The following is a 23,094-nucleotide window of genomic DNA, read 5'->3' as shown; positions in this document are numbered from 1 at the left end:
GTAGCAACAGGGCGTTGGAAATAGCGCGAAAGCCATAGGCCCGGGATGCAGGACGCGGGTCGGTAACGATGCAACGGGATAGGCGATGAGAAGGAAGTCTGCATGATCGGCTGCTTTGGCAAGATTCCCGCGAAAGCCGATTTCGTGGGGGTGAACGCCGCCGGTACGGTGATTCAGGAACTCGATCAGTGGTTGCAGAGCGCGCTGGTGCAATTTCTTGATCATGAGGACTGGATGCATCGGTTCGATGCGCTCCCGGTCTGCTTCTTCCATTACCACGCTCGCAACGGCAGCGACGTGATGGGCGCGATGATCAGCTCGGGGGATGCCTCCGGTCGTCGCTATCCGTTCTTCATTTTCCAGATGTTGAAAACGGAAGGGCGGCAGTCGGTGCTGCCTTACCTGCATACACTGGGCGAAATCTTTGCCGGCCAGGCTCGAGACATCCTGACCGATTCCGTACACGGCTCGGTGCCGATTGACCCGACCGTAGCGATCGAGGATCTACGACGTTGGACCGATCAGGATTTGATGCTGTACCAGCGTATACACGAGCGCTTCCTACAGGATTACAGCTTCGACGATATCGCCAGGTCGCTCGAATGGGGCTGGCCGGAGTTCATCGCTAGCGCCAGCTTGCACCGCTTGCACTACGCCCTGGAAAGCTGGCGGGCCGGCAGCACGCTCGCGGTGCTGCTTCCATTGCCTGCGGAGCGAGGCTTGAAGAGGCCGGTTGCCGACCTGTGGCAGCAGTGGCTAGGCGGTGCTTGCCAGGGCGGTGCTCCGGTCATGAGTTTGTTGATCGATGATTTCATGCGCCCTCGTTTGTTGCTGATGCCGGTGTGGCGCAGCGCCGAGGCGTTTTTTGAAGTGCTGTCGAATCCCGGTGACCGCCGGCTTTGTATCGACGTGCTGGCGCCGTTCGCTGATGGCGAGCTGCATCCCGGGACCTTGTCGTTACCGGATACCCGACTGAGCCTGGCCGATTTCATGTCCCAATTTCCGCGCAGCCGTCAGGCGTCGTGAATGGGCAACAGTGAGCAGATGGACTGATGAAACGTTTGAAATTCGCTTATCTGAAATACGCTTTCTTCAAGTATCAGCCCTACATTCTGGGGTTGTTGTTCTTCGCCGCCATTTTTCTGGTATGGCGGCTCGGGGTGGCGCTCGGCTTTTCGTCGCTTGCCAGCTTGCTGACCGGCATCGTTGCATTCCTGCTCGCCTCGGCACTCTATGTGCTGCTGCTCTACCGGGGGGTAGGGCAAAAGCGCAACCTCGAGCATTTACTGATGGACGACGCCGATGCGGCAGTTCTCGAGGCCAGCCCTCAGGATCGTGAAGAGATCAGCCTGCTCCGCGAGCGGCTGTTGACGACGATCGAGCGCTTGAAAAAAAGCGGCAAGGGTAAGGGGAAGCGGGGCAGGGACGCGCTCTACGCGCTGCCGTGGTACATGATCGTCGGCCAGCCGGCGGCCGGCAAAAGCACCATGGTTTATCAGTCCGGTCTCAATTTTCCCTTCGCCGAGAGAGAGAACGCTCGGGTCGCCGGAATGGGCGGTACGCGACACTGCGACTGGTTTTTCAGCTCGGACGCGATCCTGCTGGATACTGCGGGTCGATACATGAACAGCGAGGAGGAGGCCGGTAAGTGGAAGGGCTTTCTGTCTTTGCTCAAGCAGCACCGGCGGGACTGTCCGCTCAATGGCTTGATCGTCGCGGTCAATATCAGTGATGTAGTCCAGGCCAGTGATACTCAGCGCAACAATCTGGCACGGCGTCTGCGTGAGCGGATTCAGGAGGCTCGCGAGCATCTGGAGGCGCGCCTGCCGATCTATCTGGTCTTCACCAAGTGCGACCTGATCGAGGGTTTCACCACTTTCTTCGAACGTCTCGACCCGCAGCGCCAAAGCGACGTGCTCGGGCACACCTTTGCGCACCGGCAACCTGGCGATGTGAACTGGAGCCAACAGTTCGATACCGCACTGGAAAAGCTTTGCCAGCATTGGCTGCAGATGGGTGATGACGAAATCGTGCAGCGCGATGTCGTCGATACGCGTCGAGAGGTCGCTGCCTTTCGTTTCCCGCTCGAACTGGCTGCCTTGCGCGAACCGCTGACTCGCTTCGTCGAGGCGTTGACCAACGCCAATCCCTACCAGAGCGCGCCTTTGCTGCGAGGCTTCTATTTCGTCAGCGCGCTGCAGGAAGGCGACGCCATCGAGGGGGAGCATGCCGGTCGCATCGGTCGTCATTTCTCTCTGGCCAAGCCGGAATCGTTGACCGGCGAGCGCACCAATCATCCGTTCTTTATCGCCAACCTGTTTCGTCAGGTCATCATTGCCGATCAGCATCTCGCAGCCCTCTACTCGAGTGACGTGCGTGGTCGGCGTCGCAAGCTGCGCTGGACACTGGCGGCAGGCATTTTCGGCGCTATCTGCTGCGCGCTCTGGATCACCTCCGCGGTGCGCAATCATGGCGAGATCGCTGCCATGTCCGTGACCTTTGCCGATGCCGTAGAACAGGATGATCAACACCCCGAACGGTATGCACGCTGGTCGAGCCTGGATGCGCTGCGGGATTGGGGAAGCCACTACTATCAGCGTCGGCAGGGCGATGGGGTGCCGTGGTCGATGGGATGGGGACTCTATCAGGGAGACAGAATCGAGCCGGCAATCCGCGAGCGCTATTTCGATCAGCTGCAACCGGTGATGTTGGAGCCTGTCGAGCAGAACCTGACTCGTTCGCTGTTTACGCTGACCACCATTGATGTCTATCGGCGGAGCAGCGATGAACTTCATGCCGTCGAAGGGCCGGAAACTGTCGCTCCTTACGCGCGACCTCGCGATAACAGCGCGGATTCGCTAGCCAAATTCGGGCGTTCCACGCTGGATACCTACCTGATGATGTCCGATCTCGATCGCGCCGACATCGATTCTGACGTACTGCGCGCTCAGCTTCCGGCTTTCTGGTATCCCGATATTCAGCGCCGAACCGGCACCACGATCGACGAGAATCAGGTCGACTATCGTTATGCGGGTCGTCAGATCGATTTCTACAGCGCTCAGGTGCTGGAAAACGATGCCCCGAGAATCTCCGCCAATGCCTTCCTGATATCCAGCAGCCGCAATTACATCGACAGCCTGCTGGAGCAGACTCTGACCAGCTCGGAAACCATCGTTCTGGAGTCCGATACGTTGTTTGCCTTCGGGCGCGGCGACTATTCGGGGCTGCAGGCAGCAGGGCAGAAGGAACTGGATGAGCTGGCCGAGCGCCTGCTAAATACCCAGGATCTCGGCCAGATTCTGATCACCGGTCATGCCGACCCAATTGGTAATGAGCGGGCCAACCAGCAGCTCTCGCTCCAGCGTGCCATGACCATCCGTCAGTACCTCATCGGTAAGGGCGTGCCTGCAGGGTTGATCGAGGCGAAAGGAGCTGGCAGTGAACGCCCGCTAGTGACCTGTGATCGCGGTCAATCGCGTGCGGCGTTGATCGATTGTCTGGCGCCCAATCGGCGGGTAGAGATCGAGGTCAGAAAGCAGGAATGAGTAGGCGATCGGTTAACGATAAATCGCAATGTGTAACGAAATATATAAAATGTAGTTAAGTGTGTTAATCGGCTTTAAAAGTAAAAATAGGGCTATATAATCTGGGTTAAGTGAAGATTTGTGAAAAACTGCACACGGAGATGTCATTCTGAAACAGTTCAGGCTGTGTAGGAAATTGGATATATATGGCATGGCCAATTTCCTAACATCCGACGTTCTGGATGACGTTATTTCGCTGTAATGGGCGATTGTTATTTGAGTGGTGCTGTTTTTTACTTTTAAAAAACAACTGTTTGTTTGACCGCTACGTTTTCATCGCCGATGAATTGGTGATGTCAGGTTGGCAAAGAGATGCTGCTCATGGGGTCGGGCTCAGGCTTCCATTCATGAGGGCGTCATCCCGTAGGTAGGAAAATAGGAGAACTGAGAAAATGGCTTTTGATGCTTACCTCAAAATCGATGGCATTCCCGGTGAGAGTCTGGATGACAAGCACACGGATTGGATCGAACTTAAGAGCTTCGACTTTGGTGCTAGCCAAGCAACTTCCGCAACGGCCAGTTCCTCTGGGGGCGCCTCTGCCGAACGTGTCAATCTGAGTGAATTCCGCATTCAGAAGTTCGTCGACAAGGCTTCTGCCAAGTTGTTCGAGTCCTGCTGTAAAGGTCAGCACATCAAGGAAGTCGTACTCCACGTCAACCGCGCCGGTGGTGACAAAGTGCGTTACATGGAAGTGAAGCTGGAAGAAGTCATCGTTTCCTCCACGGAAATGGAAGGGACTTCTACTTCTACCGGTTTCGAGCAGAACGATAGCGAAGACCGCCATGATCTGCCGTACGAAACCGTCAAGTTCAACTACGCGCGGATCAAGATCACTTACACCCAGCAGAAGCGTTCCGATGGCCAGGGCGGCGGCAACGTCGCAGGCGGTTGGGATCGCACTCGCAACAAGGTCTACGCCTAAGTTGCTTCGCCGCTCTTCGGAGCGGCTATCGACATGCTCACCGGTCATGGCGGCGAACGGTGAGCATGTTCTTGATTGGTTTTGCTATTCGTCCTGCCGTGCAGGTAAGAAGCTCGATGAATGGCCATCGTTGATTGACCCAGGCAGGCCGCAGGGGCTTTCGGGCCCATGCCACAGCGCTCCGGCAGGAACCGATGCGTATCCCGTTTGGCTGCTGCCTTTCTGCGTGAATCAATGCCGCCGCTGGTCGGACGACGCCGTAGTCCGCCACGGCCTTCAATGCGTGTGAGGTCGAAGATATGGAGCAACTCGGCGAGCTTTCCATCGATGCGCTTCTCGCGCCCATCGAGGGCGGTAGCCATGGTGGTAGCGGGGAGGATCTGACATTTTCGATACTGTTCGATCAGATCAAGGAGGCGCGTCGAGCCGACCCGACCTACCTGCCCCAAGGCGAGTGGCAGACGGAGCTCAAACAGTCTGACTGGGGCCAGGTGGTTAATCTGACCAGCGAGGCGTTAGCGGAGCAGAGCAAGGACCTGCAACTGGCCGGCTGGCTTTGCGAAGGGCTGGTACATCGAGAAGGCTTCGATGGGATCCGGTTTGGCTTGGCCCTGACAACACGTCTTATCGACGAGTACTGGGAATCGCTCTATCCCGAAATCGACGAAGATGATCTCGATGAGCGCGCCGCGCGGCTGGGATGGCTGGTCGATACCCTGGTCAACGTTGTGCGCACACTGCCGCTGGTCGCCGGCGACGGCTATAGCCTGGCCGACTACGACGAATCCCGTCAGGTAGAGAACCAGGCCCGTAACGACCCGGATGCGATGGATCGGGCGCTGGGCGAAGGTAAGATCAACGACGAGATCTTTCAGCGTTCCGTCGTTCTCAGCAGTACGGCATTTCTACAGGAGCGGCACGCTGCTATCGCTGCGTCACTGGTATCGCTGGCGCAATTGGATGGAGTCAGCGACCAGCGTTTCGGCCGCGATGCCCCGAGTTTTTCCTCCCTCGAAAAAGTGTTGGTTCAGTGCCGTGATCTCACCGAGAAGCTGCTGCGTGAGCGTGGTGCCGGTATCGCGGTGGAGGATGAAGCTGCGGCTATCGCCGAGGCGGAAGCCGAAGCGCCGGGACGCCTCGAGCCCAGTTTTACGGCGCCCGCCACCGAGCCCGGCGGTGAGCTGCGGACCAAACCCAAGAGCCGCGACGAAGCCTTCGAAATGCTCAATGGTGTGGCACGCTACTTCAAGGAGCGCGAGCCCCACAGTCCGGTGCCGTATCTGATCGAGCGTGCCGTTAAGTGGGGCCGCATGCCGCTGGAAGAGTGGCTCAAGGATGTGATCAAGGATAACGGTGTCATCGATAACATTCGCGACACGCTGGGCACGCAGTCCAAGGATGACGACTACTGACCATGTCTCGCGCCTCGATTTTTGATCTGCTTCATCAGCGCCAGCAGCCCATCGAGCCAGTCGAAGAGCCGAGTTCGGCGCGGAACGATTATGACGCCGGTAGGCTCCGACTCCTCGATGGCGTGGCGTTGACCGCGTCTGGGTTCGTCGGCGCTGGCGCCGTGCCGGAGGCGCAATCGCCGGCACTCTCTTCTTCCCTCCATGGCCCGGATGGTTTTCGGCTGCTGGTTCATCGGATCGCTGATGTCATGCCGGTTCAGGAGCTTCGGCTAGGGCGTTTCGAAGCCAAGGCATTGAGGCTCCATGAGCTGGTTCAGACGATCGTGATCGAAGCGCTGATGATGCTCGAAGCGTTGCCGGAAGATACCACCTTCGATGTCGTGCTGACTGCGCCAATGCGCTCGCCGGAGGCGGCTGCCATCGTCGTCGAGCACCTGCGAGCCGCCATCGTCGAAACACAATACGCTTCGGCGCTGGGGGAGATTCACCGCACCTCGCAAGATGGCGACCCGCATACCGTGTTGGGCGTCGGCGATAGCGGTGGAATGCCTCACGTGCTGTGGATCAGCGCGGATTCGCTGCTCAACGACGAAGACGTCGCGTCGATGCAGCATCGCCGCCTACTGGGGCGCTCCTCGAATAGCGCAGGCCTGTATGTGGGAGAGGCCGTCGTTGCGCTCCTGCTACAGCGACTACTGCCCGAAGACGATGGCTTCGACACCGGTTGGCAAATCGAGAAAGGCGTGACCCACGATCATCCGGCTCGGGCGACGCGGCGCGATCATGCCAAACGCCAGGCCTTGATCGAGCTGTTATCGGACGCCTGGCCCTTGGCCGCGACGACTTCGGCAGCTGGGTTCGGTGATGCCGAAACATCGGATGCTTCTGCCGACGAGGTCGGCGCAAGCACTTCGCCGGCACGGGTCGTCATCGATGCGATGGGCCTACCCGGCAGAGCGGTGGAAATCGGTAGTGCGCTGATCGAGCGTTGGCCCGAGATCGATATGATCGACGACGGTATCGGCATCGATCAATTCTGTGGATGGCCGGGCGAGGCGGTGACGGCGCTGGCCTTGGCGCTGGCGATCGCACCGCTATCGCCAGTGGAAAGCGCGTTGGTTCTCAGTGTGGAAGGCGAAACCCGTTCGACGGCCTGGCGCTTACAATCCTGCGCGGCCTTGGCCGCGCAGTCAGGCAATCACTCGTGACCGCTGTCGCCGTTGTGTGACGAGATCAGCGAGGCGCCGCAAGCGGTCTTGTGGCCATGCAGCGCCACCGGCTTGCCGTTGATTTTCATGGTCGGATGACCTTCGACGATGGCATTGGTGCTGCCGTGACCGTCCTTTGGGCAGGTGACCTTGTCGCCAACACAGGCAACCGGTTTGCCGTCGATCAGGTAATTGCTCTGCGCGGTAATGACTTTGCCGCCGTGGCTGGTGGCGTCACCGAGTACAACGATGCCTTTCATCGATCCGGGCTTCCTGGCAAGTGTGAGAGGTCGAGCCCGGCCAAGCGGACTCATCAACGAGCGTTAATTTAGCCATCGACACCGTGGCGGTACAAGCAGCGGGTGGTGGGATGGCGGAGAGGCCAGGATGGCAGAGACGATACTGGATAGTTTACTCGACACCTTCGATATCGGGCTGTCGCAGTCCCAGCGGCTGCTGACGCTGGAGATCGCCGGGGCTTCGTTGCTGCCGCATCGGCTGGTGGGCGAAGAGCGGGTGAGCGAACCGTTCACCTACACTCTCGACTGCATCTCCCAGCAGGGCGACATCGAACTCAAGACGTTGATGGCACAGCCGGCCAACCTGTCGATTCTGCAGGCTGACGGCAGCTATCGCCGCCTGCACGGCCTGGTTTCCGAAGCTGCGTTGCTGGGCGAAGACGGTGGCGTCACCTACTACCAGCTCACGCTGGTGCCGTGGCTGGCGATGCTGAAGCTCGGCCGCGACAGCCGGATCTTCCAGGATCGCAGCGTCGTCGATGTCCTCACCGCCGTGTTCGACGGCCATGCGTTGGCCAAGGGCCGCTACCGCTTCGACCTGCGTCGCGACTATCCCGCGCGCAGCTACTGCGTGCAGTACCGAGAGAGCGACTTCAACTTCATCAGCCGCCTCTGCGAAGAAGAAGGGCTTTGGTACTATTTTGAATACCAATCGGCCGATTCCGCCGACAACGATGACGGTGAGACGGGTGGCAAAAGCCAATCTTTCGACGGCCACCGCCTGATCATCACCGACGATGTCGACACCACCCAGCCGGTCAGCCCCCAGGCGATCCGCTTTCATCGCCAGGATGCCACCGAGACGGAAGACGCGCTGACCCAGTGGGGCGGTGTGCGCCGCCAGCAGCCCACCCGCGTCAGCGTCGGCACTTTCGACTACAAGCAGCCGTCACTGACCAAGCGCACCGGCCTCGATACCCTCAGCGATCAGGGCAACCTGCCGCCGACCGAGGTCTACGACTACGCCGGCGAGTATTACTACCACGGCTATGCGCGCGGCGAACGCCTCACCGAGAACCGGCTGGAAGCGCATGAATCGCTGGCCAAGCGTTTTCGTGGCAGCGGTGGCGCGCGCCAGCTCCAGGCCGGGCGCTGGTTCGAACTCACCCAGCACCCGCTGCACGACACCGGTGGCGAAGAAGAGAGACAGTTTTTGCTGCTGGGCGTCACCGTCCACGCCGAAAACGCGCTACCGGTCTCGGCCCAGCTCCAGGCATTGCCCGGCAGCCTGCAGCCGCAGATCGATGCCGCCAAGAAGGCGCACGGCCTCGAAGCAGAAACGGCCGATCCCACCGGTGAACGCCTTGCGGATTACGCCACCGGCGGCACCGGCCACTTCCTCGTCGATGTCGAGGCCCAGCGCCGCACCCAGGCCTATCGGCATCCGCTGACCCATCACCGCCCGGTGATCGGCGGGCCACAGACCGCCACCGTGGTCGGCCCGGCCAATGAAGAGATCCACACCGATCACCTCAACCGGGTCCGCGTTCAGTTCCACTGGGACCGTCAGGGCCAGCAGGATGAAAATTCCAGCGTCTGGCTGCGGGTCTCCCAGCCCAACGCCGGCGCCGGCTGGGGCGGCGTGTTCGTGCCGCGCATCGGCCAGGAAGTGCTGGTCGACTTCCTCGAAGGCGACGCCGACCGCCCGCTGATCACCGGCCGGGTCTACAACGGCGAACAGAGTCCCGACTGGCACAGCCATGGCCTGCTTTCCGGCTTCAAGAGCAAGACCTATCGCGGCAGCAAGTACAACGAACTCGTCTTCGACGACGCCACCGACCAGGAGCGCGTCAGGCTCAACTCCGAAAACGAGAAAAGCCAGCTCAACCTCGGCTACCTGATCCACCAGACCGGCAACACCCGTGGCGCCTTCCGCGGCACCGGGTTCGAGCTGCGCACCGACGCCTATGGCGCCATCCGTGCCAACCAGGGGCTCTACCTCTCAAGCTGGGGCCAGCTCGGCGCCAGCGGCGACCAGCTCGATCTCACCCCGGCCCGGCAGCAGCTCGACAGCGCCTATAACCTCACCGACACGCTCAGTCAGAACGCCCAAGACCACAACGCCGACGCCCTCGAGGCCCGCACAAACCTCAAGCAGGCCGGCACTGACGCCGACGACCGCTACGGCAACAGCGAACAGCTTTCGGATTCTGATCAGAGCAACGCCAGCGGCGCTACAGACAGCGGCGGACGGGGCCAGGCCGCCCGCATGAAAACGCCGTGGCTGCACATGGCATCGCCAGCGGGCATCACTCTGAGCACGCCGGAGTCGACCCATCTGGCTCAGGGCAAGTCGTTGAGTGTCTCGAGCGGTGAGGACGTCAACATTGCCAGTGGCAAGAGTCTGGTGGCGTCAGTGGCGCGCACAATCTCTTTTTATGTCCAGCAAGCCGGGATCAAATTATTTGCAGCGCGAGGCAAGGTGGACATCCAGGCGCAATCGGACAATTTCGAAGCTACCGCCCGCCGTGATCTCAACGTCACGTCTAGCGATCAGAAGATCGACTTCGCTGCCGCCGAGGAAATCCTGCTCGTCAGTGGCGGGGCCTACGTGCGCATCAAGGACGGCAATATCGAGCTGCATGCGCCCGGCAAGGTCAATATCAAAGGCGCCAGTCAGAGTTTTGGTGGGCCGGCGGAGATGTATGTTGGCAAGCCGGCATTGCCCGAGGCCGATGAACCCATCTGTGTCAGTTGCTGGTTAAAAGCACTGAAGGAACAGCGAGCCCTGGTCAAGGTGCAGTCATGAGCCTAAATGATGAAGCGCTGAAGTCACGTGTTTCTGAGTATGTGCAAGAGCTGAAGGATACCGACCGGGGCACCGTCTCCGTTTGCGCCATCATCGAAACCGGGCTGCTGAATGAGGATGAACGCAAGGCGCTGTGGCAGCGTTTCCAAGGCCAGCCTTGGCTACAGCAGCCTCAGTTCCAGGCGTTGAAACCTTTGGGGCCTTGGCTGTTCGATGGTGATATCGAGACGCTGCTTTCCGGCGTGTACGTCATGGCGGAGCGTGGTTTTCATGGGGTGCTGATTACCCACCAGCCGGTGGCGCAGGAAGCGGTGAAGTTAGGAGAACTCTGCGTCGTGAAAGACGCCAATGGCGAAGAACAGCTGCTCCGTTTCTATGCACCCAACGTCATGCCGGTTCTACATCGCTTTTCGGATATGCCTTGGTACGACCGGCTGTTTGGCAGTGTAGGCGCGTGGTGGCTACCCGGACTGGACGGCTGGGAAGAGTTCTCGGGAGGTTGGCAAAGCCACGAGTCTGCGGACGATAGCGAGGAAACGATCACATTGACGCCCGCGCTACTGCAAGCCCTCGGCAGCGATCCCATGACCCATAGGATATTGGGCGAGCTGGAGCAGTCTTCGCCAGCGTTGTTCAATACGGCATGCCCTGGTCTGCGTCTGGCGATGGTGGATAAAGCCATAGAATCGGCACGCGCTTCCGGCTTCGATGATATCCAGGACTTGAGTGTCTATGTTGCGTACTGCGTGGCTCACGGGATGCAAGTGTTGAGTGAACCGGATTTTTCCCAGGCGGTCGAGCTGTCCGTGCGAAGGCCGCGTTCATTGGCGGAAAACTTATGGGCGATCACGTCACATAGCGTTCATGGGGAGCGTCATGGGTAGTATTCTCGATCCTTTGAGTGTGGGTCAAAGCGTCGGTGACAGGCTCTCGACGATGCCGCAGAGCGATGATGACGGCACGGCGGTCGACTGCAAGAAATCGGTCAACGTTCTGCCGCTGCGCTACAGCGCCGTGTATGGCGAAGACGACGACAGCGCGGCTTTTGCCAGTGTGCCTGAGTATCAGGGCGAGCCGGTGGCAGGTATCGGCCTGTCTCAGGCCAAGTACACAGCGCGCTTTCTGCGCGAGGGCTATCTGTACGTGCTGGTCAACCGGCTGGGCACCTACCGTTGGGAGCACTGTTATTACGTCTCCGCCGATGCCTTGCTCACTCGGATCAATCCCTATGAGCCGACGAAAGAGAGCGGCGGCATCAACTACTTCTCGATCGATGATGTGGAGGATGTGCCCGAGGCGTACATGCTCTTTCTGCCGGACCCGCTGAGTGTGCGGATGCTCGAACGGCTCAAGTCGGAAGCTCGGCTCAGGGAATCCTTGCAGCGCTTCGCCATCGCCGAGCTGGCCCACAGTTGCAGCGGAGAGAGTGTCATCCCGCCAACGATGCTGCAGTCCGAGGTTGCCGAATTCGTCGGCTATCAGGATGAAGGCGTTGGCCACCTGTTGCAGAAACAGGCTTTTCCGTCGTTGACCGATCCGTTCGAAGAGAACGCCCAGCCGGCCGATCTGACAAACTACGGGTCGCGTTTCGACAGCCTGCAACGTGCCTTGGATGGCCTCCAGGGCTTTGCGGTCGTCCTTGGCGATGCCATCGGCATTACTCAGGAGTTGAACAACCATCGCAACGATGCACTAGAGCCGCTGCGGGACTGGATGGAGAAAAAGGATGCGGATGGCCTGACCAACGAACAGCGCTTCTACACCGCGGAGTTGATACGCGATCTCCGCGAGAACTACGTCAAGGGCCGCGTCAATGCCTTTGCGCAGCGTGACGTGACGAGTTTCAGGTCGCGTGCTGGGTTGCGGTACATGCCTCACGTGCGGGCGGTGGGCGAAGCGGAGATTGGCGGCAACAGCCAGCCGACGGCGCGCGACTACGAGCTGGCCGAGGAGTACGAAGAGCGGCAAGCAGAGATTCTCGAATCGAGCTCCCAGCGAATCACAGTGGAACGTGGCGCGGAGTTTCGCCAGGAATACGATAGCCAGTATGCGCCGCTGCTGGATCAGAACGCACGGCAGGCTTTCGACGATCGAGTGGCCGAGCAGTCCCGGCGCCAGGAAGCCCTGATGGCCCCCCGGGTGTCTGACCACCTCGCCTGGCTACGCGGCGCACCCTTTCTCGATGCGCTGGATTACTACGACTCGCGTGACCCGATCTGGGGCTGGGCCTACAGCATTCAGGTCGTGCAGGCCACGGTGGGGATGGAGGGCACCGAAGCGGGCGCCGCGTTGCTGGATCAGTGGTGGCGCGACATGAACATGAACGACCGTTCGAACCTGGCCTGGGCGGTCTACTGTCTCAATCAGTACGATATCCGCCGCGCCGGCCAGCAGGATATCGACGCGTTTCGTGCCAAGGACGCGAATGTCGCCGACGCCGAAGACGACAGTTGGATAGGGCCTGAGCCGCAGAACATTCTTCAAGGGTTCAAGCAGCTCATCGCGGCCTTCAATACGGCCAACGCGGTGCTGGAGGGCGAGTCACCCGACTGGTTCCGTTCGAAGCAGCTGGGCGTGACCATGGCCTGGTATACCCAGTTCATGAAAGGGTTCTTCGAAAAGGCGCGCAGCGAGACCATGGACCGAGCCACGCTGCGCATTTCGCTGGGGTTGGTGCGTGCACAGCTCGCTCGGCACGCCGCTAAGATCGGCGTCAATCGCCGCTGGTTCAGCAAGGGCTCGGCACGGGAACTTGCCAAGGCAAAGCGCTTCCTGTCACGCGATATGCAAGTGGCGCTGGAAGGCAATGGCAGCCAGTTCATGCAATTCCGGCTGGGTGTGGCAGTGGCGATCATCGAAAGCTATGCGCTCTGTCAAACGCTCTCCAAGCAGGAAAAAGATTCGCGGGATTACGCCAAGATCGCGGGCGCGCTCGTCGTCGTGGCTGGGTCGATTGCCGACACGGCGGCCTCCAGCATCAATATGGTCATGGTGATGGGGAAATACCGTGCGACCGATGTGGGCGAGGCGGCCCGTTTTCAGCTGGGCGGTTTCTCGTTCTGGGGCGGGATGCTGGCGTCGGTGGGGGCATTGTTTGGAGCAGTCGATGATTTTAGCGAGGTAATAAAAAGGTACGATAATAAAAATTATACCTTGGCATCCTTTTATTTTGTGAGGTTTGTTGCAAACGTTGGCATTGCTGTACTTGGTACGGCAGTAACTCTGGCATCGTCGGTAACTTATCTGTCGCGGATATCACAGCAGGGCAAAACTGCCCTTGCACGAAGACTGGCCTCTATCTTGGCCCCATTAGCTCGCAACTTGGCGTCGGCTGCCATTCGTGGCGTGCTGCTGGCCGGTTTTGCCGTAGCCTCTTGGGCCGGTATCATCCTGACGCTCGGGTTCTGGATTTTTAGCGATGACGCGCTCAAGACGTGGTGCAAGCGCTGTGTATTTACCACCGAGAATGCCCCCGACTCTTACGCCGACTACGCGGAAGAAGTTGGCGCCTTTCACCAGGCTTTACAGGACGTGACCTGATGTATTTCGTTGAGTGGCTGATGCGCCGCACCCTGACGGCGAGCAAGAAGGATATCACCGGCTTCGAGGGTGATATGAAGCAGTTCGAGAAGGCGACCGAGAAATACGGCAAGCAGTATCGGGGCATGCAGGAAACACAGGTCAGCGACACTCCTTCTGATGCACGTTCTATCTACAAGATGAACGACACCTATATTGATGTCAGGACTTTTTTCGACGAATGGCGAGGTGGGGTGGTTCTAGGGTTGGCTCCTGTTTTTATAGGGTTGATAGGTGTACCTTTTTTCTTCTTATTTCCTGCGTTATCTGTTTTTTTTAATGGAGTAAATTTAGGTTCCGGTGAGTCTGCAGTTGCAGGAGAATATTTTTTTCTTGGGCTTGTGTGGTGTTCATGGCTTGGGTTTTTGGTTGTTTTTATTAAGTATCTCTTCTGGATATTCCGCATGGAGTGTCTGGTCCAGCGCCATATCGTGGTCCGTTTCAATCGCAAGACGCGTAAGGTCTACATCAATCGCCCCAATTTCGCCGGTGGCAATCAAGTCTATGACTGGGACGACGTGGTGGCCTCGGTCGATCCCGAGGACCAGGTCGTGACCAAGCAGCGCAAGCGCGAAATCCTGATGCTGTTCTTCTTCAAGCAGCGCACCGGTGCCGAGCATCACGACGTGGTCTTTCTCGGCGCGCCGCTGCGCAGCGATCACGAACTCTATGCGCTGTGGGAGTATATCCGCCGCTATATGGAAGAGGGGCAGGATAGCATTCCCAAACCCAACTGCATCCCCAGCTTCCCCTGGCCGTGGCGTTCGCTGCTGGCCCCCTGGAGCTTTCTCGAGAACAAGTGGGCGGCCGCGCCCTGGAGCCCGGGGATGATCGCGCTGGTAGTGATCGTCTCGCCGCTCATGCTGATTCACGCCGTGGCCCACTGGTGTTCGCTGCTGCTGTGTTGGCCGGTGTACTGGCCGCGCAAGCTGCGCCGGGAAAGTACGTTATCCGGGACACAATGAGCCTATGCGATCCACGAATACCAAGGACTTTCTGAATCTGATAGTAAGGGGTAACTGGGGATTTTCCAGCACTATGTCTCGTGGCAGGGGCATGGGAGGTCGGACCCAAGTTTTGAGCAAAAATACCCAGGTCGATAAAGGCGAGACTTCGAGGTTTAATGATTCCGTTATCTCTCTTAATTCGGTGTGCTTGGAGATCGTAGACTCAGGCAATCGCTTGCGTGGTGTCAACTGTCTTTTTGGTTTGATGACGATTCCCGTGATATTTGCGTTTTATTGGTGGGGCACGGGAGGGCTTTTTAAGTTTGACGAACTTCCTGCAGTTGTGTATTTCCTGTTGTTAATTGCTTGGGTTGTTACATTGCCCGTAGTTGTGGGAATAAATATACTTATTCGATGGGATATGTTCCGCAAGGCTCACTATCCCATACGCTTTAATCGTCGTCATCGCAAGGTCTACGCTTGGTCTCAGGATATGGGTGTCGTTACTATGAATTGGAGCGATATCCAATTTTATAGTAGTCAAGCGACCAAGTCTCAGGATCGCCGGGGTATGTCGCGTGAGGAAATTCGCGGATACGTGCGCGATCGCAACGGCAACATGATCTATCACCTCGTCTTCTTCAAGTACGAAGGCCTCAAGGGTATGAAAGGCGTGCTGGAAATCTGGGAGCTAGTGCGCCGCTATATGGAGGAGCCCGACGGCCATATTCAGGCCTATCAGGTCGACCAGCGCCTGCTGGACTTGGATGGCAAGCGTGAGAGTTTCATCCACTCGTTGATCCAGGCCACGCAGGTACTGGCCGATAGCCGTGCGTTCCAGCTGATTTTTGCGCCGATGGTCATGTGGGCAGGCACCGGCCGGATCATCGCCAAGTGGACCTGCCGCGTGCCGCGTTGGCCCGAGTGGGTCGAGGAGAAATGCCGGGTCGCACCGGACGATCCTTACGTACGCAATCGCCACACCGAGCGCCCGCTAAGCGCGAAGGAAGTCCTCTGGCCGCTTTGTTGCTTCCTGCTGGGTTGGGTAGAGGTGTTAGCAATTCTTTATTTCTGCTTCAGGGGCTACCTCTGAGTCGCCGAGGCAAGAGGCTTTCTTTTTATATGATATGCGGGAGTGTCACTCATGGCTGATATCACGCTCGATTCACTACTCGACACCTTCGATATCGGGCTGTCGCAGTCCCAGCGGCTGCTGACGCTGGAGATCGCCGGGGCGTCGTTGCTGCCGCATCGGCTGGTGGGCGAGGAGCGGGTGAGCGAACCGTTCACCTATACCCTCGACTGTATCTCCCAGCAGGGTGACATCGAACTCAAGACGTTGATGGCGCAGCCAGCCAACCTGTCGATTCTGCAGGCCGACGGCAGCTATCGCCGCCTGCACGGCTTGGTTTCCGAGGCCGCGCTGCTGGGCGAGGATGGCGGCGTCACCTACTACCAGCTCACGCTGGTGCCGTGGCTGGCGATGCTGAAGCTCGGCCGCGATAGCCGGATCTTCCAGGACCGCAGCGTCGTCGATGTCCTCACCGCCGTGTTCGACGGCCATGAACTGGCCAAGGGCCGCTACCGCTTCGACCTACGCCGCGACTATCCCGCCCGCAGCTACTGCGTGCAGTACCGAGAGAGCGACTTCAACTTCGTCAGTCGACTCTGCGAGGAAGAAGGCCTCTTTTACTATGCAGAGTTTGCGGGCGACGACGATGAGTTCGATGGCCACCGCATCGTCTTCACCGACGACGTCGATACCACCCAGCCGGTCAGCCCCCAGGCGATCCGCTTTCATCGCCAGGATGCCACTGAGACGGAAGACGCGCTGACCCAGTGGGGCGGTGTGCGCCGCCAGCAGCCCACCCGCGTCAGCGTCGGCACCTTCGACTACAAGCAGCCGTCACTGACCAAGCGCACCGGCCTCGATACCCTGAGCGATCAGGGCAACCTGCCCGACACCGAGGTCTACGACTACGCCGGCGAGTATTACTACTACGGCTATGAGCGCGGCGAGCGTCTCACCGAGAACCGGCTGGAAGCGCATGAATCCCGCGCCAAGCGCTTCCGCGGCAGCGGCGGCGCCCGACAGCTCCAGGGCGGACGCTGGTTCGAACTCACCCAGCACCCGCTGCACGATCTGGGCGGTGAGGAAGAAAGACAGTTCCTGCTGCTGGGCGTCACCGTCCACGCCGAAAACGCGCTGCCGGTCTCGGCCCAGCTCCAGGCATTGCCGGGCAGCCTGCAGCCGCAGATCGACGCCGCCAAGAAAGCGCACGGTCTCGAGGCTGATACCGCAGATCCTACCGGCGAACGTTTATCTGACTATGCCACCGGCGGTACCGGTCACTTCCTGGTCGATCTCGACGCCCAGCGCCGCACCCAGGCCTATCGGCATCCGCTGACCCATCAGCGCCCGGTGATCGGCGGGCCACAGACCGCCACCGTCGTCGGCCCGGCCAACGAAGAGATCCACACCGATCACCTCAACCGCGTGCGCGTACAGTTCCACTGGGATCGTCAGGGCCAGCAGGACGAAAACTCCAGCGTCTGGCTGCGGGTCTCCCAACCCAACGCCGGCGCCGGCTGGGGCGGCGTGTTCGTCCCGCGGATCGGCCAGGAAGTCCTTGTCGACTTCCTCGAAGGCGATGCCGACCGCCCGCTGATCACCGGCCGGGTCTACAACGGCGAACAGGCTCCCGACTGGCACAGCCACGGCCTGCTTTCCGGCTTCAAGAGCAAGACCTATCGCGGCAGCAAATACAATGAGCTCGTGTTCGACGACGCCACCGATCAGGAACGCGTCCGCCTCAACTCCGAAAGCGAGAAGAGTCAGCTCAACCTTGGCTACCTGATCCACCAGAACGGCAATACCCGCGGCGCCTTCCGCGGCACCGGGTTCGAACTGCGTACCGATGCCTATGGCGCCATCCGCGCCAACCAGGGGCTCTACCTCACCAGCTGGGGCCAAATCGGCGCCAGCGGCGACCAGCTCGACCTCACCCCGGCCAGGCAGCAGCTCGACAGCGCCTATCACCTCTCCGACAGCCTCAGCCAGAGTGCGGCGGACCACAACGCCGACGCCCTCGACAGCCGCGAGAACCTCAAGCAGGCCGGGGATGACGCCGACGACCGCTACGGCAACAGCGAGCAACTGACCAGCACCGATCAAACCAGTGCTAGCGATGCCACCGACAGCGGCGGCCGGGGCGAAGCGGCGCGGATGAAAGCCCCCTGGCTGCATATGGCCTCGCCCGCCGGCATCACCCTGAGCACGCCGGAGTCGACCCACCTGGCCCAGGGCCGCTCGCTGAGTATCTCCAGCGGCGAGGACGTCAATATCGCCACCGGCAAGAGCCTGGTCGCCTCGATCTCCGAGAAGCTCTCGCTATTCGTGCAGAAAGCCGGGATCAAGTTGTTCGCGGCGCGGGGCAAGGTCGAAGTACAGGCCCAGAGCGATGCGATGGAGTTGACCGCGCAGAAGGACGTCAAGATTACCTCCACCGAAGGGCGGATCGAAATCAACGCCGCCAACGGCATCCTGCTGAACAGCGGTGGCGGCTATATCCGCATCGAAGGGGGCAATATCGACGTCCACGGCCCCGGCAAGATCGATATCAAGGGTGCCCAGCACAGCTTTGGCGGGCCGGCGAGCATGGATGCCGCCATGCCCGAGTTGCCGGAGGGGGCCTGTGAGACCCAGTTCGCCGGGGATGACTCGGCGTCTGCCGGTGCCAGTGCGCTATAGCGGGAGAAACCGACATCATGGAGCGTCAGACAACGTCCCCAACGCAGTGTCATCCAGCCGCCCGGGTGGGTGCGCCCAAGCCGTTCGATCTCGACTGGCTACAGCCGGGCAGGCATCGCTATGCACTATTGAACCCGCTACATGTCGCGTCCAGCGATCGCGACGATCTGGATAGCCGGACGTTGCGAACGCCGAGCGTCAAGGTTCGCGATCCGCTGCTGCCCCAGTTGATCTGCCTGGAGGCGCTCTCGCCGACGCAGCGTGGGCATCTGGCCAAGCGGATCGAGCAGTATGCCAAGCGCGGTCGCGCTTTCCTGTCTGCCTTGCTGCAAAGTGAGGCGGACACCGAAGAGGTGATCAGGCACTTCCGGTTCACGCTCGAACAGGCCCGCCCCGGCAGCCGAAGACGCTGGTGGCTGCGCTGCTATGATCCTCGAGTCTTTCGCCATCTCTGCTGGCTGCTCGAGACCGCGAGCATGGATCGCTTGCTGGGCCCCATCACCTGCTGGCGTTGGCCGGATCAATACGGCCAGTGGCATGCGCTCGAGCGCAACGAGGTGCCCGATCTGGCAATTCGTGTACCGCTGCTGTCTGCCTCGCAGTGGTCGTGTATCGACCGCATGGCCTCTCTCAACGCCGTCATCGACCGGCTGGCCATGCTGAAGCCGGAGGCCGTGGCCTCATTCGATGCTTATCGGGCGTTGGACGTCCTGCTCGTCCAGGCGCAGCAAATCGGCCTTGCCGCTGCCGAGGATTGCCAGCTCTACGCCGAGCAAGCCGCTCGTTTTCACCCACACATTCACGATCACCCCGAGATGCGACGGCGCCTCGATCAGACGGTCGAGACACAGGGCAGCTACGTGCGCCGCTGTGAAGACCTCTCAGCCCAGTCGTTACTCGCCATGGCACGGGAACTGGAGACCATCACATGAGTGGAGCATCCGAGGACGTACAGTCGATCGCCAACTGTCGCGTGTGCCAGCGCAGCGGGTTGCCGATTCTGCCGCTGCGATATGCCGTCACGCGAACGGATGGGGGAGATCAGGCCGGGCATCCTCCTGGCCCTGAAATCCATGGTCCATTAATCGATGAAACAGTGAGCGAAATAAACTTGCCGGATGGGCAGCACTATACGATGAGGCTTTTGAGGGAGGGTTACCTTTACGTCTTTAACGAACTTCGAGGGCGATGGACTGGATACTCTGTAACAGAGAAGGGCTATTTGATTGAATATGTTGATCTGTCACACGATGTGGTTTCTTCTCTAGATCCAGATAGCCCTCAGTCAATTGACGGTAGGCTTGAACCGCCTGTCGAGAAACAAGAGTTTACTTGTAATGTTTCTCCCGATCATGCTCATCCCGGAAGATGTGTTATGATTCCGGATGCTGACAAAGCGGGAGATGTTTATTTTGTGTTTTCTGAGGTCGCATGGACCAAACGCGTCTGGAAAAAATATGCTGCTAACGAAGATTCTAGTCGCGACTATATGCGTAAAATATCGCTGGCAGATTGGCGCGAAAAACAAGCTGAGTATGTTGACTCTTTAGATAAGGTCGAAGAATACCTGGCTGAAGCTAAATACCGCTGGGTGCCGCCTAGCCATAGTAATGGTTCCGCGCCATCAGAAGACAATGTGATGAGAAGTACAGCCTTTAATTCTAGTCCTTTTCCTATGGATGGAATGCGCGAACAAATTGAACCGCTCTCCTCCTGGGCAAGACTACAGGCTAAGCCATTAAATATGGATGCAGCAGTCATTGGGTTGGTTGATCCAGTGGCAGTAGCCATGGAAATAAAAGAATTAAGCCGAGAAAGGGTTCTGGAGTGGGCGAACGAGCCGGATAGAAAAAGAAAGCATGAATCGGCTGCAATGATTCAAACTGTGAGGTCTGCAGTTGAAAATGGAGCTGAAGTAGCAACTGCTGAAAGCAGAAGTGCGCTGATGGGAGTCCTTGGAGCCATCATGCCAGCCCATGTTGGAGCTGCATATGGAGGGCAGCCGGGGCTATCTGGCGTTGCGCGAGCCATGGAAGAAGCGAAGAGATTGAGCGAAGATGATATTAATCTCGTTCATAAAAGAGCATGGGAGAAATATAAAGAGAGATATAATTTCTCCGCTCATGAAACTTTTTTAAAGGTCGAGTACCCCACTCAACTTAATGACTTTGAGGAGAAGTTTTCAAGGCCATTAGATCGGGCTTATGTTGGCTGGCTTGAGTCATCCCTCTTAAAAAATGGCTTTAAGTATAATTATGACAAAAAAAGCATTTCCAGTGGCGTTCATTACGTGATGGCGCTATACCTTCTTATTAAGGATGCATCATACAGCAAGATTGTGTTTGGCCACCTTGAGAGATGTTTGGAGGATGATCCCGAGAATGATGATGCTATCCTGAGTCGTGGGTTTTGTTTCAATAATGACTCCTTGGTGGCTAGCTGGAACAGTATTGGTCAATCTACTTATGAGCCACAGGGAGGGTGGGACGGAGTAGCCTCCAATCTTTGGGGTGTGATCAATTCAGCTTTAGGTGATCTTACTGACAGGCAAAGGAAGGACGCCATGAAAACTTTGTCTCACTATACTTATGAGTATAGTGGGGGTTTGATTAAAAAGTTACAGCAAGTGTACGACATGGCATCCGGTGAAATGGTCGGAAGCTCTTCGGAAATTAGGGTGGTGGCAATGATGGGGGGAGTGGCCAAAGCTCATAATGCTAACTACCGTCTAGTAGAGGTTGAAGCCAGAGCCACTGGGCAACAAATAAAGAAAATTACTCAGAACTTGGTTAGAGGAATATCTAGAGAGGCATACTATAGCGGGCCAAGTGAAGTTAGGGCCGTTTTTGATCCCCTTGATGAAAGGTATAAATATAAAGGTCTGCTGCTTGTCGAGTCACAGACTGAAGTCAGCGTGTCGGTAAAGCTGACTGCTGAAGAGTTTGATAGCTATGCCCAGTCAACAATACGCCGCATGACGAGTTTAGAAGCGGGTGGGCATTTTGTGTCTGCTATGTTTGCTATATATTCCTTTGGTAGTGTTTGGGATGAATTTAGCAAAAAAGCAAGTGTGAAAAGTATCACTGGTCTTTCCTCGGGGATAGCCACAATTACTGGCTCATTGATGGAAAGCGCTGGTGCAGCTTTGAGAAATACTGCTTTTGGTTCCGCTGAACTTACAAGAACATTTCAAATATCACAGATTACTGCCTCAACTCGGGCCGCCGGGATCGGTGCAGCCGGAAAGCTGGTCGGTACAATTGGAGCAGTAATATCTGGTGTTCTCATGTTTTGGGATGGGCTGGAAAATAGGAATGTCAGCCCTCTGTACGGATACAGCACAATGGCGCTGGGTGTGTCGATGTTTCTTGTGGGGATTATAACCTTTTTTGCAGGAACTGGGGTTGGTATTATCTTAAGTCTTATTATTTCAGCTATAATGGTTGCTGTTGGCTTCTTGCGTCCTGATGAGGTGGATAAGTGGCTTGATAAGACTATCTTCTTTGGAAGTAATAGGGATGGCAGTTTTCCTAGCATTAAAGCCCAAAGGGAATCAATGCTGGCTATGTCGGACGGCAACGAAGAGAATTAACCATGATGCTTGGTTGGACTCGACCTTTTCAAATTAATCGGCGCCTATCTCAAGAAGAGATGCGCTCTCATTTTCTACTGCAGAAGGCTTCTTCTTATCTGCCAGACCCTTATGGTGCGCTTGTTCGCTTTAATTCTGAGTTTTGCGAGATGATAGATTGTAGCGAACGTCAAAGGGGGATGTCAAAAACACTAGTCTGTCTATTGGGGGCCTTCGTGCTTTTTTCTTGCGGTGTCTCTGTCTTTTTTATGCTTCTGTCTGATTATCTTTCACAAGCAATCGACGCCGTGTTTTTACTCGTTTTTACTTTTATCTTCGTCGTTGTCGCGGGTGGAGGAAGTTGGCTTCTCTGGAAAATGTATCTTAGATATGATTTTTTTTCTTGGAGGTATTTTCCTGTCCGATTCAACAGGGTGTCGGGTAAGGTTTTTGTGTTCAGGAGCGAAGAGTTTGGCGGGGTCTTGGCTTTGGATTGGAGAGATGTGTATTGGCATATAGGGACGGATGAAACAGGCAAAATATGCACGCTGAGAGGTCATGTGTTAAATGGCTCTACAGTTGTGAAAACTTTTTCAGTAGGCAATTTTTTTCATCGGGACGAGGTTTATCGCATACTCTCCCTTTGGTGTTTTCTGGAAAAATATATGGAGCATGGTCCTCAAGACGCGGCTCCTGCTGCTGGAGATGAATTTATTTATTACTCGACGAAAGTGAGTTTTAGGAATTGCTTCGTTAGGGTTGTTTCAAACCTCTCTCCTCTCCTGGTGTCACTACGTCACAAGCTTTTTTTTGTTTACTATCCACTTATGTCTTCTTTGGTGCTCACTCAATGGTTGGTGCTAAAATCATGTCGTGAGCCCAAGTGGCCAGAATTTGTTGAGAAGTCATGCGCTCCTCGTGCTAAAAAATCTTTTGCTTGGGTAGAGCCTGAAAGAATTGGCCAGTTCCTAAGTAATGATCTGTTCTATAAACGGCTGCTCGAAAAAGAACAGTTCAACAAGAATTTGTTTGAGAATGGTTCGGGTTTCGTTGGGTTTTAGTTTTTTAGGA

At 57.5% G+C, this 23,094-nt stretch carries 15 protein-coding genes; 14 read left to right on the top strand and 1 reads right to left on the bottom strand.

Annotation, left to right across the window (positions count from 1 at the left end):
* Window positions 1-102 precede the first annotated feature (102 nt).
* The 5 genes from tagF (at window position 103) to DOM58_RS13290 (ending at window position 7,127) form a co-directional block, all read left to right on the top strand.
* A complete protein-coding gene (tagF, locus tag DOM58_RS13310; RefSeq protein WP_110693239.1) occupies window positions 103-1,026 on the top strand; it encodes a type VI secretion system-associated protein TagF in 924 nt (307 codons plus the stop codon).
* 26 nt (window positions 1,027-1,052) lie between these two features.
* The gene (tssM, locus tag DOM58_RS13305; protein ID WP_110693238.1) at window positions 1,053-3,545 is read left to right on the top strand and encodes a type VI secretion system membrane subunit TssM; all 2,493 of its coding nucleotides are present in this window, start codon (window positions 1,053-1,055) and stop codon (window positions 3,543-3,545) included.
* 431 nt (window positions 3,546-3,976) lie between these two features.
* Window positions 3,977-4,507, top strand: coding sequence for an Hcp family type VI secretion system effector (locus DOM58_RS13300; RefSeq protein WP_075562146.1), 531 nt, complete (start codon window positions 3,977-3,979; stop codon window positions 4,505-4,507).
* 299 nt (window positions 4,508-4,806) lie between these two features.
* On the top strand, window positions 4,807-5,919 hold the full coding sequence (tssA, locus tag DOM58_RS13295; protein ID WP_075562147.1) for a type VI secretion system protein TssA: 1,113 nt from the start codon (window positions 4,807-4,809) through the stop codon (window positions 5,917-5,919).
* A 2-nt stretch (window positions 5,920-5,921) separates the two neighbouring features.
* Window positions 5,922-7,127 (top strand): hypothetical protein, encoded by a 1,206-nt coding sequence (locus DOM58_RS13290; protein ID WP_110693237.1) that lies wholly within the window; start codon window positions 5,922-5,924, stop codon window positions 7,125-7,127.
* Here the strand turns inward: DOM58_RS13290 and DOM58_RS13285 are convergent.
* On the bottom strand, window positions 7,118-7,387 hold the full coding sequence (locus DOM58_RS13285; RefSeq protein ID WP_075562149.1) for a PAAR domain-containing protein: 270 nt from the start codon (window positions 7,385-7,387) through the stop codon (window positions 7,118-7,120). The two genes, DOM58_RS13290 and DOM58_RS13285, sit on opposite strands and share 10 nt — an antisense overlap.
* A 127-nt stretch (window positions 7,388-7,514) precedes the next feature.
* Between DOM58_RS13285 and DOM58_RS13280 the strand changes: the two genes are divergently transcribed.
* From DOM58_RS13280 to DOM58_RS17510, 9 genes are all read left to right on the top strand, one after another.
* Window positions 7,515-10,175 carry a type VI secretion system Vgr family protein gene (locus tag DOM58_RS13280; protein ID WP_110693236.1) on the top strand — a complete coding sequence of 887 codons (2,661 nt, stop codon included), beginning with the start codon at window positions 7,515-7,517 and terminating at the stop codon, window positions 10,173-10,175.
* The gene (locus DOM58_RS13275; protein WP_110693235.1) at window positions 10,172-11,059 is read left to right on the top strand and encodes a DUF4123 domain-containing protein; all 888 of its coding nucleotides are present in this window, start codon (window positions 10,172-10,174) and stop codon (window positions 11,057-11,059) included. The genes DOM58_RS13280 and DOM58_RS13275 overlap by 4 nt, the downstream gene beginning before the upstream one ends.
* On the top strand, window positions 11,052-13,715 hold the full coding sequence (locus tag DOM58_RS13270) for a T6SS effector BTH_I2691 family protein (protein WP_110693234.1): 2,664 nt from the start codon (window positions 11,052-11,054) through the stop codon (window positions 13,713-13,715). Before DOM58_RS13275 ends, DOM58_RS13270 begins: the two co-directional genes overlap by 8 nt.
* Window positions 13,715-14,719, top strand: a complete 1,005-nt coding sequence (locus DOM58_RS13265) for a DUF6708 domain-containing protein (protein ID WP_245392271.1) — start codon at window positions 13,715-13,717, stop codon at window positions 14,717-14,719. Before DOM58_RS13270 ends, DOM58_RS13265 begins: the two co-directional genes overlap by 1 nt.
* Window positions 14,720-14,936: 217 nt before the next feature.
* Entirely contained in the window at window positions 14,937-15,794 is an 858-nt protein-coding gene (locus DOM58_RS13260) for a DUF6708 domain-containing protein (protein ID WP_245392270.1), read from the top strand.
* Window positions 15,795-15,845: 51 nt separating this feature from the next.
* On the top strand, window positions 15,846-18,452 hold the full coding sequence (locus DOM58_RS13255) for a type VI secretion system Vgr family protein (RefSeq protein ID WP_110693232.1): 2,607 nt from the start codon (window positions 15,846-15,848) through the stop codon (window positions 18,450-18,452).
* Between the two features lie 17 nt (window positions 18,453-18,469).
* A complete protein-coding gene (locus DOM58_RS13250; RefSeq protein ID WP_110693231.1) occupies window positions 18,470-19,384 on the top strand; it encodes a DUF4123 domain-containing protein in 915 nt (304 codons plus the stop codon).
* Entirely contained in the window at window positions 19,381-22,044 is a 2,664-nt protein-coding gene (locus tag DOM58_RS17515; RefSeq protein WP_157957546.1) for a T6SS effector BTH_I2691 family protein, read from the top strand. The genes DOM58_RS13250 and DOM58_RS17515 overlap by 4 nt, the downstream gene beginning before the upstream one ends.
* A gap of 2 nt (window positions 22,045-22,046) precedes the next feature.
* Window positions 22,047-23,084: a DUF6708 domain-containing protein gene (locus tag DOM58_RS17510; RefSeq protein ID WP_157957545.1), complete on the top strand. Its 1,038-nt coding sequence runs from the start codon at window positions 22,047-22,049 to the stop codon at window positions 23,082-23,084.
* Window positions 23,085-23,094 lie beyond the last annotated feature (10 nt).

Source organism: Salinicola halophyticus (assembly GCF_003206695.1).
GTDB lineage: Bacteria > Pseudomonadota > Gammaproteobacteria > Pseudomonadales > Halomonadaceae > Salinicola > Salinicola halophyticus.
The sequence above is the reverse complement of the archived record's forward strand: the minus strand, read 5'-3'. Positions and strand labels throughout refer to the sequence as shown.